The sequence below is a fragment of the Streptomyces sp. DSM 15324 genome (assembly GCF_001514285.1).
Lineage (GTDB): Bacteria > Actinomycetota > Actinomycetes > Streptomycetales > Streptomycetaceae > Streptomyces.
Genome location: NZ_KQ949024.1, coordinates 497,084 through 514,855, shown reverse-complemented (window position 1 = coordinate 514,855; position 17,772 = coordinate 497,084). Strand labels below are relative to the sequence as shown.

Here is a 17,772-nt window from a genome sequence, read left to right as displayed (position 1 = left end):
CCGCCCGCCCCTCACCACCCCGGCCGCGCCCGCCGCCCGAACAGCAGCCCGCGCGGCTCCGGGGGCGGCGGGGTGCCCGGCTTGAGCGGCCAGGCCAGCAGCATGCCCGCGAGGAAGCCGACGACATGCGCCGCGTACGCCACCGTGCCCGCCTGAGAGACCCCCTCGCCGGAGGAGTACACCGCCTGGAGCCCGAACCAGAAGCCCAGCACCAGCCAGGCCGGCAGCCGCAGCGGCAGGAAGACCAGGAACGGCACCAGGACCCACACCCTGGCCCGCGGATACAGCACCAGATAGGCGCCGAGCACCCCCGCGATCGCCCCGGACGCGCCGATCAGCGGCTCGGTGGAGTCGGCGTTCAGCAGCGCGAAGCCGTACGAGGCCGCGTAGCCGCAGGCGACGTAGAACAGCGCGAAACGGATGTGGCCCATCCGGTCCTCGATGTTGTTCCCGAAGATCAGCAGGAACAGCATGTTGCCCAGCAGGTGCAGCCAGCCACCGTGCAGGAACATCGCCGTGAACACGCTCAGCACCGGTGACTTGGTGTAGTCCGGCGGGGCCAGCAGACAGCCGCCGCCGCGGACGCCGCCCGTCGGCACGAGCTGCGGGAGCTGATCGTGGATCAACTCGCGCGGGACGGCGGCGTAGTGCTCCAGGAAGGCGTGCAGATGGCAGGTCTGCGCCAGGGCGCTGTCACCGGCCACGGAGCCCGACAGGCCCGGCATGAACCAGAAGACCAGCACGTTCGCCGCGATCAACGCGTACGTCACCACGGGCGTGCGGCGCACCGGGTTCACGTCATGGACGGGGATGACCACAAGGAAGTACTGCCCTCGATCCGTTCGTCGAATCGGTGAACGCGGTCCGCGGCGGCCGCGTATGAACCGGCAACCGCCCGCGGTCCGGGGAAGGCGGACCGCGGGGACGACGTGAGGAACAGAACATGAACGACCGAGTTAACCCCACGATGCACGCCTCGCCCGACGGCGAGGCGGAGATCGCCCTGGTCATCCGGCTGCCGTGGGAGGACGTGGCCCGGCTCGGTCAGGAGGCCGGGCGGCTCGCCGCGCAGATGCAGCGTCCGGTGACGCTGGACGAGGCCGTGTCGCACCGGCTGCGGTCCCGGTCCGCGTCCGCCGCGCACGCGAAGCCGGCCGAGCAGGTCGCTGCCGCGGCGCAGGTCTCCGCGCTGCCGCGGCTCGGAACGGCGTAGGCGCGGGCGAGGCCCGAGGAATGGTGCCGGGCGCGGGTGAGCGGGGGCCGGTCGCACGGTTCCCCGCGCCCGCTCAGGTGCGCTGCGCCGCCGCCCGCAGCAGCGCCGCCGCTTTTCGGGCCGCCACCAGGACCGGGTCCCAGACCGGGCTGAACGGCGGGGCGTAGCCCAGGTCCAGGGCCGTCATCTGGTCCACCGTCATACCGGCCGTCAGGGCCACCGCCGCGATGTCGACCCGCTTGGCCGCGCCCTCCCTGCCCACGATCTGGACGCCGAGGAGGCGGCCGGTGCGGCGTTCGGCGAGCATCTTGACCGTCATGGGGGAGGCGCCGGGGTAGTAGCCGGCGCGACTGGTGGACTCGACGGTCACCGTCTCGTACTGAAGGCCCACCCTGCGCGCGTCCTTCTCGCGCAGGCCGGTACGGGCGATCTCCAGGTCGCAGACCTTGCTGACGGCGGTGCCGACGACCCCGGGGAAGGTGGCGTAGCCGCCGCCGGCGTTGGTGCCGATGACCTGGCCGTGCTTGTTGGCGTGGGTGCCGAGCGCGATGTGGCGCTCCTGCCCGGAGACCAGGTCGAGGACCTCCACACAGTCGCCGCCCGCCCAGATGTCGGCGTGGCCGCGCACCCGCATCGCCAGGTCGGTGAGCAGCCCGCCGTGCGGGCCCAGGGGCAGGCCGGCCGCCCTGGCGAGGGCGGTCTCCGGACGCACGCCGATACCGAGGACGACCACGTCCGCCGGGTACGCGGCGTCCCGGGTGACCACCGCCCGCACCCGGCCGTCCTCGCCGGTGGTCAGCCCGGTGACCTCGGCGTCGTTGACCATGGTGATGCCGAGGCCCTCCATGGCCCGGTGGACCAGGCGGCCCATGTCCGGGTCCAGGGTGGACATCGGCTCGCTGCCGCGGTTGACGACGGTCACCTCGTAGCCGCGGTTGATGAGCGCCTCGGCCATCTCGACGCCGATGTAGCCCGCGCCGACGACCACGGCCCGCTTCCCCCGCGCGCGGGCCAGCGTGTCCAGCAGCGCCTGGCCGTCGTCCAGCGTCTGCACCCCGTGCACGCCGGGGGCGTCCACGCCCGGCAGGTCCGGGCGGACCGGGCGGGCCCCGGTCGCGATCACGAGCTTGTCGTACGACGTCCAGGACGCCTCCCCGGAATCGACGTCACGCGCGCGTACCCGCCGTCCGGGCACGTCGATCTCCGTGACCTCGGTGCGCAGCCGCAGGTCGATGCCGCGCGCGCGGTGCTCCTCGGGGGTGCGGGCGATCAGGTCGTCCCGGTCGGTGACGTCGCCGCCCACCCAGTACGGGATCCCGCACGCCGAGTACGAGGTGAAGTGGCCGCGCTCGAAGGCGACGATCTCCAGCTCCCCGGGCCCCTTGAGACGGCGGGCCTGGGACGCCGCGGACATGCCCGCCGCGTCCCCGCCGATCACGACCAGTCGTTCCCGTGCAGGCATGCTCATACGAACACGCTACGGGGAGGGCGTACTTCAGTCCCCCTCGGGTCCGCCCCGCGCCCGGCGGCGCGACAGCCGCAGCCAGGCCCAGACGATGAGCAGGGCCACCACGAGGAACGGCAGCACCGCGCCGAACACCACGGCGACCCAGCGCAGCACGCCCACGAACGCGTCCCAGCCGCCCGCCAGCGCGTCCAGGAAGCCGGGGTCGTCGTCCTCGGCCGCCTTCGGGGCCGGCTTCTCCGACAGGCTCAGCGTGATCGTCGCCAGACTCGTGCGGTCCTTCAGGGACGCCTGCTGGGCGAGCAGCGCCTCCAGGTCGGCCTCCCGGCTGCTCAGCTCACCTTCCAGCGTGACCACATCGCTCAGCTTGGTGGCCCGGTCCATGAGTTCACGGATCCGGGCGACGCTGGCCCGCTGGGAGGTGATGCGGCTCTCGACGTCGACGACCTGGTCGGTGACGTCCTGGGCCTTCGCCGTGCGTTCCAGCAGCACGCCCGTGCCCTGGAGCCCGGCGAGCACCTCGTCGTACCGCTCGACGGGCACGCGCAGGACGACCCGGGTGCGCTCGGTGCCGTCCCCGTCCCGGCTGGTGGTCTCGTCGCCGACGTAACCGCCCGCGTTCTCGGTGGCCGTGCGGGCCTCGTCGAGTGCCTTGGGGACGTCCTTGACCCGCACGCTCAGCGAGGCGGTGCGGATGATGCGGTTCGCGGTGAGCTTCGGCACGGATGAGGGCTGCGAGCCGCTCGTCCCGGCGCCCGCCTTGGCGTCGGACCGGGCGACCTCGCCGGCGGCGGCCTTGTCGGCGAGGCTCGAGCCGCCGCCTCCCGAGTCGCCGGCGCCGCTGCACCCGGTGAGCGCGAGCGCGGCGGCGAGCAGGACGCCCGCCAGGGCGTGGACGGGCCGTGCGGATCGTCGTGCGTGCATGTGGACGTACCCCCGAGGGTTGAGACGACTGACGCTCCTTCGACGCCGGGGCGGCCCGGGACGTTGGACGGAATCGGTTCCGAAGCGGTCACGGTCGGGACTCGGCGGGGCCACACGGCCCTGTCGGCGGTGCCACTGGGGTCTGAGAGAGTGGGGGGCATGAGCGCAACGGGTCCGCGTGCGGAGCAGCACGTCGTCGTCATCGGAGCCGGCATCGCCGGCCTGGCCGCCGCCCACCGGCTGCTGGCGCGCGGAGCGCGGGTGACCGTGCTGGAGGCCTCCGAGCGGGTCGGCGGCAAGCTGCTGCCCGGCGAGATCGCGGGCGTCCGCGTGGACCTCGGCGCCGAGTCGCTGCTGGCCCGCCGCCCCGAGGCGGTCGCCCTCGCCCGCGAGGCCGGACTCACCGACCAGTTGCAGCCGCCCGCCACCGCCACCGCCTCGATCTGGACCCGCGGCGCCCTGCGCCCCATGCCCAAGGGCCATGTCATGGGCGTCCCCGGCACCGCGGCGGCCCTGTCCGGCGTGCTGTCGGAGGAGGGACTCGCCCGCATCGAGCGCGACGCCGACCTGCCGCGCACGGAGGTCGGTGAGGACGTCGCGGTCGGCGCATACGTGGCGGCCCGCCTGGGCCGTGAGGTCGTCGACCGCCTGATCGAACCCCTCCTCGGCGGGGTGTACGCCGGTGACGCCTACCGCATCTCGATGCGCTCGGCCGTACCCCAGCTCTACCGGGCGGCGCTCACCCACACCTCGCTCACCGGGGCCGTCCGCGAGATCCAGGCCCAGGCGGCCGCCCAGCAGCAGACCGGCCCGGTCTTCATGGGGATCGAGGGCGGAGTGGGCCGGCTGCCGCTCGCGGTCGCGGAGTCGGTCCGCGCCCGGGGCGGCGAGATCCACACGCGCGTGCCCGTCACCGGCCTGCGCCGCGAACCGGACCGCTGGCGGATCACCACCGCCGGGCGCACGCTGCACGCGGACGCCGTGGTCCTCGCCGTGCCCGCGCCCGCCGCCGCAGCCCTGCTGGCCGCCGAGTCCCCGGCCGCCGCCGCCGAACTGCGCACCGTCGAGTACGCCTCGATGGCCCTGGTCACCCTCGCCTACCGCCGCTCCGAGGCCGCCCTGCCCGAGGGCAGCGGCTTCCTGGTCCCGCCGGTCGACGGCCACACCATCAAGGCGTCGACGTTCGCCTCGCAGAAGTGGGGCTGGATCGCCGGCGACGACCCCGACGTGCTCGTGCTGCGCACCTCCGTCGGGCGGTACGGCGAGACGGAGATCCTCGGCCGCGACGACGCCGGCCTCGTCGAGGTCTCCCGCCACGACCTGCGCGAGGCCACCGGCCTGACCGCCACGCCCCTGGAGACCCGGGTCACCCGCTGGACGGACGGCCTGCCCCAGTACCCCGTCGGCCACCACGCGCGCGTGGCCCGCATCCGCGCGCACGTGGCGGAACTCCCGGGCCTCGCGGTGTGCGGCGCGCCGTACGACGGCGTCGGCGTCCCCGCCTGCATCGCGAGCGCCCACGCGGCCGCCGACCAGATCCACGGCGACCTGAGCGCCGTACAGGAGCTCACCGCCCACCCGGTGCAAAGTCTGCACGGCGGAGCAGGAGAATGAGAACCATGAGTGACGACGCCCCCACCACCGAGTCCGGCAGGATCCCGAACAAGGGCAAGCTGGCCAAGGACCTCAACGAGGTCATCCGCTACACGCTGTGGTCGGTCTTCAGGCTGAAGGACGTGCTGCCCGAGGACCGTACGGGCTACGCCGACGAGGTCCAGGAGCTGTTCGACCAGCTCGCCGCGAAGGACGTGACGGTCCGCGGCACGTACGACGTGTCCGGCCTGCGCGCCGACGCCGACATCATGATCTGGTGGCACGCCGAGACCAGCGACCAGCTCCAGGAGGCGTACAACCTGTTCCGCCGCACCCGGCTGGGCCGCGCCCTGGAGCCGGTCTGGTCGAACATGGCGCTGCACCGCCCCGCCGAGTTCAACCGCTCCCACATCCCGGCGTTCCTCGCCGACGAGACGCCCCGTGACTACGTGAGCGTCTACCCCTTCGTCCGCAGCTACGACTGGTACCTGCTGCCCGACGAGGACCGGCGCCGGATGCTCGCCGACCACGGCAAGATGGCCCGCGGCTACCCGGACGTCCGCGCCAACACGGTCGCGTCCTTCTCCCTCGGCGACTACGAGTGGATCCTCGCCTTCGAGGCCGACGAGCTGTACCGCATCGTCGACCTCATGCGCCACCTGCGCGCCTCGGAGGCGCGGATGCACGTCCGCGAGGAGGTCCCGTTCTACACGGGCCGCCGCAAGTCGGTGGCGGAGCTGGTGGCGGGCCTCGCGTAGGCCCCCCGAAAGGGACGTGGGGAACCGCGCGACCGGCCACCGCCGGCCCGCGGTTCCCCACGATCTCACTTCGTCGGCACGCTCGCCCGGGGTTCGGCGTGCCCCGCGCACGCGGCACGCCGGACAGGCAGGCGGTCCTCCAGCAGATACGCCTCGACGTACCCGTTGACGCACGGGTTCGGCCCTCCGGCGATCCCGTGCGTCCCCGAGTCCCGCTCGGTCACCAGCACCGCCCCGGACAGCCGCCGCTGCATCTCCAGCGCCCCGTCGTACGGCGCGGCCGCGTCCCGTTCGGCGGCGAGGATCAGCGTGGGCGGCAGCTCACCGGGCCCGGTCCGCACGTCCACCGGCTTCTGCCGGGCGGCCGGCCAGTACGCGCAGGGCAGGTTGGCCCACACGTTGTCCCACGTCTCGAACGGCGCCACGCGCGCGAGCCGGGTGTTGTCGCGGTCCCACACCTTCCAGTCCGTCGGCCAGGGCCCGTCGTTGCACTCCACGGCCGTGTAGACGGCGGTGGAGTTCTCCGACTCGGCCGCGGCCTCGGTCACCGGTCCCGCCTGCGCGATCAGTTCCTTCGGGTCACCCCGCAGATAGTCCGACAGCGCCTGCGCCCGGTACGGCCAGTAGTCGTCGTAGTACCCGGCCTGCAGGAACGCGCTCTGGAGCTGTGCCGGTCCCACCTTCCCGCCGGCCGGCTCCGCCGCCAGCCGCGCCCGGGCCCGCTCGTAGGCGGCCAGCACCTTCTCGGCCGTGTCGCCCAGCCGGTACACCGCGTCGTGCCGGGCGACCCACTCCCGGAAGTCGGCCCAGCGGCTCTCGAACGCCACCGACTGGTCGAGGTTGTTGCGGTACCAGATCCGCTCCGGGTCCGGATCGACCGCGGCGTCGAACACCATCCGCCCTACGTGCGAGGGGAACAGGGTGGCGTACACCGCCCCGAAGTAGGTGCCGTACGACGCCCCCATGAACGTCAGCTGCCTCTCGCCCAGCGCGGCCCGCAGCACGTCCAGGTCACGGGCGTTGTTGAGGGAGTTGTAGTGCCGCAGTGCGCTGCCGGTCCGCTCGGCGCAGCCGCGCGCGTACGCCTTCGCCTCGGCGATCCGCTCCCGCTTGTACGACTCCGAGGGATGGACGGGCGCCTCGGAGGGGCCCTTGAAGAACGTCTCGGGGGCCTGGCAGGACACCGGGGCGGAGCGGCCGACGCCGCGCGGGTCGTAGCCGACGAGGTCGTACGCCGCGCCGATGCGCTTCCACTCCGGCAGTAGGCCGGCCAGCGGGAAGTACAGCCCGGAGCCGCCGGGGCCGCCCGGGTTGAAGACCAGCGCGCCCTTGCGGGGCACCCGGTGCTTGCTGTTGTGCGGGTCGCGCTGGGTGGCCCGGACCCGGCTGACGGTCAGTTCGATCTGCCTGCCGTCGGGACGCGTGTAGTCGAGCGGGACGCCGACCGTGCCGCATTCCATGCTGCCGGGCAGGTCCTCGGCGTCGGAGCACCTGCCGAAGGCGATGCCCCGTGCGGCGGCCCGTGCGGCGGCGAGCGCGACACCGGCGGGAGCGGCACCGGCCCGGGGCGAGCCGGGGGCGCCCGGGGCGGTGGGAAGGCCGCCGGCGGGGGCGGCGGAGAGGGTGGTCAGGAGCAGGGCTCCCAGGGCCGAGTAGAGCGCGGCGGCTCTCATGCGCGTGTCCCTTCGGTGCGCGGCGAGGACAGAAGGGATGTTTCGTACGGCCGTGAGGCAAGGCAAGCACCGTCCGCGGGTGTCGGCGCCAATGCTCCAAGTGCGCCCCCGGGAAGGGGGACGCGCCGGGTTCAGGGCTCGCGGTGGGCGAACGCGGCGCGCAGATCGGGCTCGTCGACCGCGCGGATGCCGAGAACCGCCACGGACGTCAGGTACGCACGGTCGTCGCCCGCGCCGTCGCCCTGGGCGCCGGCCCGCCGGGCCAGGGTGCCCAGCAGACGCTGTCCGGCCGGCGAGGCCCAGCGCGCGTAGGGGTGCACCTCGACCCGCGCTATCGCCAGACAGCTCAGGGTCAGCGCCAGGGGCAGCGCGAACCACAGGGCGATCAGCCCGCGCGGCATCCCCGTACCGTCGGCGGGCACCGGAATCAGCAGCGCGACCGCGCCCACCACCGGCACGAACCCGGCCGCCAGCCGCACCTGGCGCACCCCCGCCTCGACCGTCGTACGGGCCCCGTCGGGCACCGCGAGCCCCGCGCTGACCAGCCGGTCGGCGAGACCGCGCACCGCGGCGGCGGACGCCGCCCCGGCCCGCGCCGGCGCGATCCGCGACTGACCCCCGGGCCCGATGGCGCCGATCACCGACCGCTCCATCTCGTCGCGCCCGCGGGGGTCCACGACGGTCGCCCAGCCGGTGCGGGCGAGCAGCAGCCGCCGCTGCCGGGCCATCGACACCATCGTCAGATCGGCGACCCGGCCGGGTCCGCCGGACAGGAAGGCCGCCTCGTAGAGCGTCAGGTCGTGTTCGCGGCCCGCGCCCGCGTTCCCGGTGTCCACGGCCGCCGCGCGGACGGCGGCCAGGCACAGCCGGGTGCACGCCGTGCCCGCGGCCGCCCAGGCCAGCAGCAGGAGAAGGACCCAGAACATGACACTTTTCTATGCCGTGTACACGGGAAAACGCCATGCCCTGTTCATCATGCGGACGGAGCGTCGCGGGTATGTGACGTTCCGCTCGGCTCAGGACGGCGACGGCGTCAGCGGCACCACGACCCCGGGGGTGGCCGCGGGCGAGGGCGTGCCGGTCGCCGCGAGGTCCCGGGCCAGGGCCTCGAAGTCGACGTACCCGGTGGCCTCCAGGATCTCGATGTGATCGAGGACGGTCGTGTTGGCGTCGTCGGCGAGCGCCCGCACCAGCGAGTTCTGGGTACCGGCCCGCACCTGTGCCACCACGGTGAACACCCGGCCGTGCGCCAGCCGCAGGATGTTGGCGAACTTCCGGTCGAAGTCCACGCCCTGCGCCGCGTTCAGCTCCGCCAGCCAGGCCTTCTGCTGGTCGTTGGGCTCGTTCGGCAGACCGACCCCCAGCTTCGCCGCCACGTCCCGCACCCGCTCGTCCAGGAACAGGTGCCCCTGGACGAGGTGCTGCCCGGCGGTCCGTACGGCCTCGGTCGTGCCCTTGCGCTGCGCCAGCTGCCCGGCGGGCAGCTCCCACAGTCCGGCCAGCCGGACCTTCGTGACGAACTCCCGGTCCAGCGCGGACAGCGGACCGTACTGCGTGAGCACGGTCTGGGCGTTCAGGACGTCCGCCCCGGCCGCACCGGCCGACGACTGGTTCGAGTACGACGCGACGGGGATGAACAACGCCACGCAGGTCGCGGCCAGACCCGTGACGATGATCCCGGTCCCGCTGAAGATGCCTCTGCCCTTGACGGGCGGTCGCGGTCGCATGGGGGCCTCCTGCTCACGGCACCGCACGCCCGTGCGTCCGGGGCGCGAGAAGGCATATTACTGCCGCGGCAACTTGACCCTCGCCCCGGGGTGAGGGACCGGTGAAGGCCCTGGCCGACGCCGGAGCAGCGCCCGGCCCCGCCGCGCCGCGCGGGCCAGCCGCGACCCCTGCCGCGGCGCCGGCCCCGACCGGTCCCGCCACCAGGTGCGCAGCTCCCGCCGGACGCGCCCCGGCGCCGGCGGGCCGTCGAGGAGCACCCGCTCGACGAAGTCCAGGGCGTCCTGCCGGTAACCGCCGCGCATCGGATGGCCCTGGGCGTACGCGAGGAACGCCGCCCGGTAGCCGTCGCCGAGGATGACCGGCAGCTCCGGCGCCACCTTGGCCACCACCCCGGCCCGCTTCGCCGCCAGCGCCCGCGCCTGCACCCCGATCCGCACCCGGTCGAAGCCCTCGGGCACGGGCGTCCCCGCGACGAGCGCGGACAACAGCGCGGCCTGGGCCAGCCCGAGCCGCTGCCGGGTCGCGTCACTGACGCCGGTGCCGGTGCCGGTGCTGGTGCTGGTGCCGGTGCCGGTGCCGGTGCCGTTGCCGTTGCCGGGGGTGGGGGCCGGTGTGGGAACGGGGGCGGGTGCCAGGGCGACCGCCGTTCCCGTCCCGCCGCCTCGGCCACCGCCGCCGACCGCACTCGCACCGACTCGGCCACCGCCGCCGACCGCACGCGTACCGACCGCACGCGCACCGACTCGCTCCGGCGGCGTGCCCCGTCCGACGCGTCCGGCCCGTGCCGCCGCCCGCGCGTCCCGGCCGAGCCGGACCAGCTCCCGCTTGACCGCGAGCCGCTCCCCGTCCCGCACCGCCTCCCGGATCGCCTCCAACTCCCGCTCCAGCAGGGCGGGTTCGGGGAAGTTCTCGTCGCGCTCCAGCAGCACCCCGGGGGGCGAGACCCGGGACGCGAGGTCGGTCAGGATGTCGAGGACCGGACGGGGTACGGGATGGGCGTGGCTGTCGTGCCAGACGCCGTCCCGCACGAACCCGCCCGCGACATGGACGTAGGCGAGGGCCTCCACGGGCAGTTCGCCGAGCGCCTCGGCGGGGTCCTCGCCGCGGTTGACGTGATTGGTGTGGAGGTTCGCCACGTCGATCAGCAGCCGTACGCCCGTCCGGTCGGCCAGCTCGTACAGGAACTGCCCCTCCGTCATCTCCTCGTCCGGCCAGGCGATCAGCGCGGCGATGTTCTCCACGGCCAGCGGCACGGGCAGCGCGTCCTGGGCGATCCGGACGTTCTCGCACAGCACGTCGAGGGCGTCCCGGGTGCGCGGAACCGGCAGCAGATGACCGGCCTCCAGCCGCCCGGTCGCGGTCAGCGGGCCGCCCGCGCGGACGAACGCGATGTGCTCGGTGACCAGCGGCGACCCCAGGACCGAGGCGCGCTCGGCGAGGGCCGCGAGCCGCCCCTCGTCGGGCCGTTCGGCGCCGCCGAGACCCAGGCCCACGCCGTGCGGGACCACGGTGACCCCGCGCTCGCGCAGCCGGGTCAGGGACGCGGGGAGGTGTCCGGGGCAGGTGTTCTCCGCCACGACCTCGACCCAGTCGATGCCCGGCATCCGCTCCACCGCGTCCGCGATCTCCGGCCGCCAGCCTATGCCCGTGCCCAGTCGTGCCATGGTCACCGCCTCCTTGGTCCCCCCTCGGTGGTGACGGTGGTATGACCCCGCCGTCGGCCGCCGAACCACCCGGTGCCCACCTTCAGAGCTACATTTGAGGTTCGGCCGGACGCTCTCGGCGCAGGGCCGGATGATCCGCCACGACGGTGCAGCTGTTCGGCGCGATCTCGGTGAACCCCGCGTCCCGCACCAGCGGCAGCCCGCTCGTCGTCAGCTCCCGCCACCGCGCGGGGTCGGCGGTGCGCACGGCGAGCGCGAAACCGGACGCGCGCCAGGCGTCCCGCTCCTCCTCCGACAGCTCCCACCAGGCGAGCTGGGCACCGTGCCCGGCCTGCGCCATGGCCTTCCCGGCGGACATCCGCAGTTCCGGGTTCAGCCAGATGACCGGGACCGCGGGGTCGGCCGCGGCCGGCGGCTCCGGGTCGTCGAGGTCGGTCCCGGAGACCTGGAGCCGCGCCAGATCCTTCGGCCACCCGTCCAGCGGCACCGGCGGGAACACCCGCACCTCGGCGGTCTTCCCGCCGACGGTGATCCCGTCCAGCGCCTCGGCCCGCCGCCACTCGGCGCCACGGGCCCGCCGCACGACCTTGCGGATCCGAGCGTCCTGCCAGTCCCGCACGGCCCGCGCCCATGCGCCGTCGCCCAGCGACCTCTCGTCGCAGAGCATGACGAGCACGGCCCGAGCGGCGGTCTCGAGCGCGTCGGTCCGAGCGGGCGGCGCGCTCCTCTCCAGGCGGACGACGAGGGGAAGGACGTGCTGAGGGGCGGCGTCGCGAAGACTGGCCTCGGACTGGAAGGGACTGTCGCCGGGGGACTGATGATCAGCGCTCACACCAGCCAACCTTAAGGGGCGCGGGGAACCGCGCGACCAGCCGCCGACGACCCGCACGCGCGATACGACAGGATGACCTTTCATGGACCGCGCCCTGCACCTCACCGACGCCGGCCGCCGCTACGGCCTACGCGGCCCGTGGGTCATCCGCCACATCGACCTGCACATCGCCCCCGCCACCCTGACCCGCATAGAAGGCCCCAACGGCACCGGGAAATCCACCCTCCTGCGTCTCCTGGCCCGCATCGACGCCCCGACCGAGGGCCGGGTGAGCGGCCGGCCCCGCACGGCGTACGTCCCCGAGCGCTTCCCGGCCGCCCTCCCCTTCACCGCCCTCGACTACCTCACCCACCTCGGCGCGGTCCACGGTCTGTCCCGGCCCGCGGCCGCCCGCGCCGCGGCCGACCGGCTGGACCGCTTCGGCGCCTCCGCGCACGCCCGCACCCCGATGTCCCAGCTGTCCAAGGGCAGCAGCCAGAAGGTCGCCGTGGCCCAAGCCCTCCTCGCCGAACCGGAGTTGCTGATCCTGGACGAGGCGTGGACCGGCCTGGACACCGAAGCGCGCGCCGAACTGGAGAGGGCGGTCGCCGAACGCACGGCGGCCGGTGCCGCGGTCGTCTTCGTCGACCACGACCCCCGCCGCCTCACCGGCACCACGGACGCCGTGCACACGGTCCGCGACGGCACCCTGCACCGCCGTAGCGGAGAAGGGGGAGGCGACGGCGGTGGACCGGCCGCCGCCCCCGGGGGTCCGCACACCACGATCGAGGTGCGGGGCCCCTCGCCCCTCCCGCCGGAGGCGGTGGGCAGGGCCACCGCGGCCGAGGAGACGGCCGACCGCACCCACCGTCTCACCGTCCCCGCCTCCCACTCCGACGTCGTCCTGCGCGCCCTGCTGACCGCCCGCCCGCCGTACCACGTGATGAGCGTGCGCCCGTCCGACCCCGAAGGCCCCCGATGACCGCCCTGCTGCGCTACCAGACCGCCCTGCTCCTGCGCTCCCAGCGCTGGCTGCCGCCGTTCCTGCTGTACGTCGTCGTCCTCGGCGTCGGGGTGCAGGGCGGGCAGCCGCTGCTGGACTCGCTCGGCTGGACGGCCGCCGTGCTGCTGCCCACCGCCGCCTGGCTGGTGCGGATCTGCGTCCTCGGCGAGCCCCCGGCCGCCCGGACCGTCGTGGCGGCGGCGGCCGGGCCCGCACGGGCGCACCTGGCCGCCGTGCTGACCGCGCTCGGCACGGCCGTGCTCCTCGGTACGGTCGCCACGGCGGCGGTCGTGTACATCAGCGACCCGGTCGGCGCGGACCACCAGCACCGCGTCCCCGTCCCCGCGGCCGCCGCGGCCGGCTTCCTGGCCGTGCTGACCTGCGCCCTGCTCGGCACGGCCGTCGGCGCCCTCACCGCCCCGCCCGTCCTGCGCTCCACGGGCCGGGCCGTCCCGGCGCTGCTGCTGGCCGCCCTCATGGCGCTGGTGGTGAGCGGCTCCCCGGCCCACGCGGCGGTCACCGGCCTGGTCACCGGCTCCCGCTCGGCGACGGTCAGCCTTCCGCTGCTGCCGTGGGCCGCCGCCGTACTCGTCACGGCCGCCGCGGTCGCGGCGGCCTGCGCGCTCACCTCCCGCAGAGCACCCTGAACCGCCGGCTCACGACGCCGTCCGTACGGCCCCGATCAGCTCGGACACCTTCACGAACCGGTATCCCCGCCGGCGCAGCTCGGGGACGATCGCCCGCACCGCCCGCTCGGTCACCGGCGCGGCGCTGCGGGTGCAGTGCATGACCACCACGGACCCCGGCCGCACCCCGTCCAGCACCTCCCGGGCCACCGCGTCGGCGTCCGTGGCGAACGCGTCCCCGCTGACCACGTCCCACTGCACCGCGGTCACCCCCAGTCCGCTGACCGCGCGCAGCGCCCGCTGGTCGTAACAGCCGCCGGGGAACCGGAAGTACGGCATCGCGTCCGGCACCCCCGCCGTGCGGAAGGCGGTGTACGCCCGCTCCACGTCCGCCCGCATCCGGTCCTCCGCCACGGTCGGCAGGCCGTAGCAGTCGCCGGTGAACGCGTAGTGGCTGTAGGAGTGGTTGGCGACCTCGAACAGCGGGTCCCGCCCGATGGAGCGCGCCTCGGCCGGGTACTCCTCGGCCCACCGCCCGGTCATGAACACGGTGGCGGGCACCTTCAGTCCGCGCAGCGCCGAGATCAGCCCCGGGTTGTCGAAGTGCTCCCCGGCCGCCGCCCGCGGTCCCTGATCGGCGGTCATGTCGGCGTCGAAGGTGAGGGCGACCGTCTTGCCGCGGGTGCGCGGACCGTTCGTGAACACCGGGGTGAGTCCGGCCGGGCCGGGGGCCAGCGTCGGCGCCCGGGAGGGCTCGGCGGAGGGCTCGGTGGTGGGCTCGGTGGAGGGCGGGGCGGGAGCCGAGGCGGAGGACGAGCCCGCGGCGGACGGGGAGGCGGAGGCCGGCGGGCGCGCGGCCTGCGGGGCCGGGGAGGTGCCGCAGGCGGTGAGCGCCGCGCCGAGGGCACAGACGGCGGCCAGACGACGTACAGGAATGATCACCGTACGAACATACGAGAGACCGCGTCTCAGGTATGACAAGAGGACTGCGACACGGGCTGTGGCCCGTCCGTCGGCGTCACTCGTCCGCCGCCGGGGGAGGGGGCTGCGGGGGTGGCGGGGGCGGCGGGAGGGGTTCGAGGGGCGGTTGCGGAGGGGGCTGCTCCGTGGCCGGGCCCGGCGGCTGCGGGGCCCGTTCCAGGAAGCGCAGCAGCTCCACCGGGATGGGCAGCACCAGGGTGGAGTTCTTCTCCGCCGCCACCGCCATCACCGTCTGGAGCAGCCGCAGTTGGAGCGCGGACGGTGTGTCCGCCATCTGCTGGGCCGCCTCGGCGAGCTTCTTCGACGCCTGCAGCTCCGCGTCCGCGTTGATGATCCGCGCCCGGCGCTCCCGGTCCGCCTCGGCCTGGCGGGCCATGGAACGCTTCATGGCGTCCGGCAGGGACACGTCCTTGATCTCGACCCGGTCGATCTGCACGCCCCAGCCGATGGCCGGGCTGTCGATCATCAGCTCCAGGCCTTCGTTGAGCTTCTCCCGGTTCGACAGGAGGTCGTCCAGTTCGCTCTTGCCGATGATCGAACGCAGCGAGGTCTGCGCCATCTGGGAGACGGCGAACCGGTAGTCCTCGACGTTGATGAGGGCGGCCGCCGCGTCCACGACCCGGAAGTAGACCACCGCGTCGACCCGCACGGTCACGTTGTCGCGGGTGATGCCCTCCTGGGCCGGGATGGGCATGGTCACGATCTGCATGTTGACCTTGCGCAGCCGGTCGACGCCGGGAACGACCATGGTGAATCCCGGCGCGCGGGTGTCCCCGCGCAGCCGGCCCAGCCGGAGCACGACCCCGCGCTCGTACTGCTTGACGACCCGCGCCGCCGCCCCGAAATAGACCAGGCCCGCCGCGCCGGCCGCCAGGACCGCGCCGAGTACTTCCTCGAGCATGACGACCTCCTAGACAGAGGGTCGTTCTGTCTGCACATGCAACGATATGCCCGCCGCCCGGCCGGGGGCCACGCCCCGGACGGCGGCCCGGGCCACGGGCCGGAGGGCGGTGTGGGTGGCGGGCCGGACGGTGGCGCTGGCCCCGGGCCGGATGGCGGCCCTGGCCGCGGGCGGACGGGGCCCCTGGCTGCTCGGGCGGCGGGCCTGGCCGCGGGTCGGATGGCGGGCCCGGGCCATGGGGCCGGACGGCGGCGCGGTCGATCGGGCGCGACCGGCCCCGCACGGCTTTGTGGCCGTGCGGGGCCGGTCGCCTCAGCCGGCCGAGGTCCGGACCGGCTCCATGACCCTGACGGGCTCCGTGCCGGCCGCGCTGTGCTGGCGGGCCCAGGACTCCAGGGCCGTGCGGCAGGCGTGGTCGAGGTGGTGCAGACCGGTGAGGTTCAGCTCGACGGGTCGGTCCTGCGGGAGCGCCTCCAGGTTGTCGAGGATCTTCGGCAGCCGCAGGAAGGTCGCGTTGCCCGACAGATGCGCCTGGACCGGCCCGGCGCCCTTGTCGACCACCTCCAGCCGGATGTGCGAGGCCTCCCAGGCCGTCTTCACCACCGCGAGCGCCAGACCGATGAGGACCCCCTCGAACATGCTGACCGCGACGATCGACACGGCCGTGACGACCAGGATCAGCGCCTCCCCGCGGTGCTCGCGCCACAGGGCCGCGAGCGAGCGGAGCGGGACCAGCTTGGCGCCGGCGTGGACGAGGATGCCGGCCAGCGCCGGGATCGGGATGTAGGCCAGCGCGCCCGGCAGCAGGGCCGCGAACAGCAGCAGCCACACGCCGTGCAGCACCCGGGACGCCTTGGTGCGGGCGCCCGCCTGGACGTTGGCCGCGCTGCGCACGATCACCGCGGTCATCGGCAGCGCGCCGAGCAGCCCGCAGAGCGTGTTGCCCGCGCCCTGCGCGACGAGTTCCCTGTCGTACTCGGTGCGCGGCCCGTCGTGCAGCCGGTCCACGGCCGCCGCGCTGAACAGCGACTCGGCGGACGCGATCAGGGTGAACGCGACGATCGTGCCGAGCAGACCGATGCCCGCGAGCTCACCGAAGGCGGACAGCGGCGGCGGCTGGAGCGAGCCGAGCAGGCCGTGCACCTCCACGGTGGCCACCGGCAGGTCGAGCAGCAGGGCGGCGAGGGTGGCGAGCCCCACCGCGGCGAGCGGCCCCGGTACGGCGCGCGCCTTCGCCGGCAGCCGCCGCCACAGCACGAGGACGGCGACGGTTCCCGCGCCGAGCGCGAGCGAGGCCGACGCGCCGGGGCTGCCGAGCGCGTCCACGAGCGCCCCGGGCAGCCCGGCGATCTTCTCCGGGCCGGAGTCCGGTGCCTTGGCCCCGACCAGCGCGTACACCTGCCCGGCGATCAGCACCAGGCCGATCCCGGCGAGCATGCCCTCGACCACGGAGACGGAGATGGCCCGGAAGTACCGGCCCAGCTTGAGGACGCCCATGGTGATCTGGAGGACGCCCGTGACGAGGACGATCACTCCGAGGGCGGGCAGGCCGAACTCCCGCACCGCCTCGAAGACCAGAACGGTCAGTCCGGCCGCCGGTCCGGAGACCTGGAGCGAACTGCCGCGCATCACACCGGTGACGAGGCCGCCGACGATGCCGGTGACGAGCCCGAGCTCGGCCGGCACGCCGGAGGCCACGGCCACGCCCACGCACAGCGGGAGCGCGACCAGGAAGACGACGAGCGAGGCGGCGAAGTCCTGCCGCAGATGGGGGAACCTGGCTATTCGGGTGTTCTTCGGCTGGGTCATCGCGGCGCTCACAGGGCTTCGAAGCCGTCGGTGTCCACGTGGTGTTCGAGCACCGCGCCGGTGTGCACCTCGTAGTACCAGCCGCGCACCCGCAGCCGGCCGTCCGTGAGCCGCTTCTCCACACAGGGGTAGGAGCGCAGCCGCAGCAACTGGGCGAGGACGTGGTTCTGGACCGCGAGGGCGACCGTCGGATCGCCGGGGTCGGCGGCCGAGGGCTCGTCGGCGGCGTGCGCGAGCCAGTCGCGTACGGCGGGGACGGCGTCGAGGTCGTCGCCGCGCACCAGCGCGCCGACCGCGCCGCAGTGGGAGTGGCCGCAGACGACGACGTCCTGGACGCCGAGGACCTCCACCGCGTACTCGATGGTGGCGGCCTCGCCGGTGGGGCGCTCGGAGCCGTACGGCGGGACGATGTTGCCCGCGGTGCGCAGCTCGAAGAGCTCGCCGGGACGGGCGCCCGTGATCAGCGCGGGGACGACCCGCGAATCGGAGCAGGTGATGAACAGGACCTGAGGGGACTGGCCTTCGGCGAGCTTGGCGAACTCCTCAGGGCGCTGTCCGAACGTACGGGCGTTGTCGATGAGGGGCTGCATGACGTGGTGACTCCTCCTGGCGCGCTGTGGGGG

17 protein-coding genes are annotated in these 17,772 nt (G+C 74.4%); 5 read left to right on the top strand and 12 right to left on the bottom strand.

The genetic code is table 11. The features are described from left to right. Window positions 1–11 precede the first annotated feature (11 nt). Window positions 12–818: a rhomboid family intramembrane serine protease gene (locus AQJ58_RS08495; RefSeq protein ID WP_067246848.1), complete on the bottom strand. Its 807-nt coding sequence runs from the start codon at window positions 816–818 to the stop codon at window positions 12–14. A 125-nt stretch (window positions 819–943) separates the two neighbouring features. Between AQJ58_RS08495 and AQJ58_RS08490 the strand changes: the two genes are divergently transcribed. Further along, window positions 944–1,213, top strand: coding sequence for a hypothetical protein (locus tag AQJ58_RS08490; RefSeq protein WP_067246845.1), 270 nt, complete (start codon window positions 944–946; stop codon window positions 1,211–1,213). Window positions 1,214–1,286: 73 nt separating this feature from the next. On the opposite strand, the gene AQJ58_RS08485 is transcribed toward AQJ58_RS08490, so the two are convergent. Further along, window positions 1,287–2,681 (bottom strand): FAD-dependent oxidoreductase, encoded by a 1,395-nt coding sequence (locus AQJ58_RS08485; RefSeq protein WP_067246842.1) that lies wholly within the window; start codon window positions 2,679–2,681, stop codon window positions 1,287–1,289. A gap of 27 nt (window positions 2,682–2,708) precedes the next feature. After that, a complete protein-coding gene (locus tag AQJ58_RS08480; RefSeq protein WP_067246839.1) occupies window positions 2,709–3,602 on the bottom strand; it encodes a DUF4349 domain-containing protein in 894 nt (297 codons plus the stop codon). Between the two features lie 159 nt (window positions 3,603–3,761). Here AQJ58_RS08480 and hemG point away from each other — a divergent pair, with 159 nt between their 5' ends. After that, a complete protein-coding gene (gene hemG, locus AQJ58_RS08475; RefSeq protein ID WP_067246838.1) occupies window positions 3,762–5,216 on the top strand; it encodes a protoporphyrinogen oxidase in 1,455 nt (484 codons plus the stop codon). Between the two features lie 5 nt (window positions 5,217–5,221). Beyond that, window positions 5,222–5,953 (top strand): hydrogen peroxide-dependent heme synthase, encoded by a 732-nt coding sequence (hemQ, locus tag AQJ58_RS08470; protein WP_067246835.1) that lies wholly within the window; start codon window positions 5,222–5,224, stop codon window positions 5,951–5,953. 65 nt (window positions 5,954–6,018) lie between these two features. On the opposite strand, the gene AQJ58_RS08465 is transcribed toward hemQ, so the two are convergent. The 5 genes from AQJ58_RS08465 to AQJ58_RS08445 all read right to left on the bottom strand — a co-directional run bounded on the left by AQJ58_RS08465 (window position 6,019) and on the right by AQJ58_RS08445 (window position 11,859). Continuing rightward, window positions 6,019–7,626 (bottom strand): alpha/beta hydrolase, encoded by a 1,608-nt coding sequence (locus AQJ58_RS08465; protein WP_067246833.1) that lies wholly within the window; start codon window positions 7,624–7,626, stop codon window positions 6,019–6,021. A 131-nt stretch (window positions 7,627–7,757) separates the two neighbouring features. After that, window positions 7,758–8,552, bottom strand: a complete 795-nt coding sequence (locus AQJ58_RS08460; RefSeq protein ID WP_067246830.1) for a TIGR04222 domain-containing membrane protein — start codon at window positions 8,550–8,552, stop codon at window positions 7,758–7,760. 90 nt (window positions 8,553–8,642) lie between these two features. Beyond that, window positions 8,643–9,353 (bottom strand): DUF4142 domain-containing protein, encoded by a 711-nt coding sequence (locus AQJ58_RS08455; protein WP_067246827.1) that lies wholly within the window; start codon window positions 9,351–9,353, stop codon window positions 8,643–8,645. A 57-nt stretch (window positions 9,354–9,410) separates the two neighbouring features. After that, the gene (locus AQJ58_RS08450) at window positions 9,411–11,018 is read right to left on the bottom strand and encodes an MbnB/TglH/ChrH family RiPP precursor modification enzyme (RefSeq protein WP_067246824.1); all 1,608 of its coding nucleotides are present in this window, start codon (window positions 11,016–11,018) and stop codon (window positions 9,411–9,413) included. 88 nt (window positions 11,019–11,106) lie between these two features. Further along, window positions 11,107–11,859 carry a peptidyl-tRNA hydrolase gene (locus AQJ58_RS08445; protein ID WP_420712140.1) on the bottom strand — a complete coding sequence of 251 codons (753 nt, stop codon included), beginning with the start codon at window positions 11,857–11,859 and terminating at the stop codon, window positions 11,107–11,109. Window positions 11,860–11,932: 73 nt separating this feature from the next. On the opposite strand from AQJ58_RS08445, the gene AQJ58_RS08440 reads away from it, so the two are divergent. Further along, entirely contained in the window at window positions 11,933–12,811 is an 879-nt protein-coding gene (locus AQJ58_RS08440) for an ABC transporter ATP-binding protein (RefSeq protein WP_067246818.1), read from the top strand. Beyond that, window positions 12,808–13,479, top strand: coding sequence for an ABC transporter (locus AQJ58_RS08435; protein WP_067246816.1), 672 nt, complete (start codon window positions 12,808–12,810; stop codon window positions 13,477–13,479). Before AQJ58_RS08440 ends, AQJ58_RS08435 begins: the two co-directional genes overlap by 4 nt. 9 nt (window positions 13,480–13,488) lie before the next feature. Here AQJ58_RS08435 and AQJ58_RS08430 read toward each other — a convergent pair whose 3' ends face one another. From AQJ58_RS08430 to AQJ58_RS08415, 4 genes are all read right to left on the bottom strand, one after another. Further along, complete coding sequence (locus AQJ58_RS08430; RefSeq protein WP_107121993.1) at window positions 13,489–14,400, bottom strand: polysaccharide deacetylase family protein; 912 nt, start codon at window positions 14,398–14,400, stop codon at window positions 13,489–13,491. Between the two features lie 76 nt (window positions 14,401–14,476). Next, window positions 14,477–15,340, bottom strand: a complete 864-nt coding sequence (locus AQJ58_RS08425; RefSeq protein ID WP_067246813.1) for a slipin family protein — start codon at window positions 15,338–15,340, stop codon at window positions 14,477–14,479. 312 nt (window positions 15,341–15,652) lie between these two features. Beyond that, window positions 15,653–17,149, bottom strand: a complete 1,497-nt coding sequence (locus AQJ58_RS08420; protein ID WP_067247734.1) for a SulP family inorganic anion transporter — start codon at window positions 17,147–17,149, stop codon at window positions 15,653–15,655. An 8-nt stretch (window positions 17,150–17,157) separates the two neighbouring features. Then, window positions 17,158–17,739 carry a carbonic anhydrase gene (locus tag AQJ58_RS08415; protein ID WP_067246811.1) on the bottom strand — a complete coding sequence of 194 codons (582 nt, stop codon included), beginning with the start codon at window positions 17,737–17,739 and terminating at the stop codon, window positions 17,158–17,160. Window positions 17,740–17,772 lie beyond the last annotated feature (33 nt).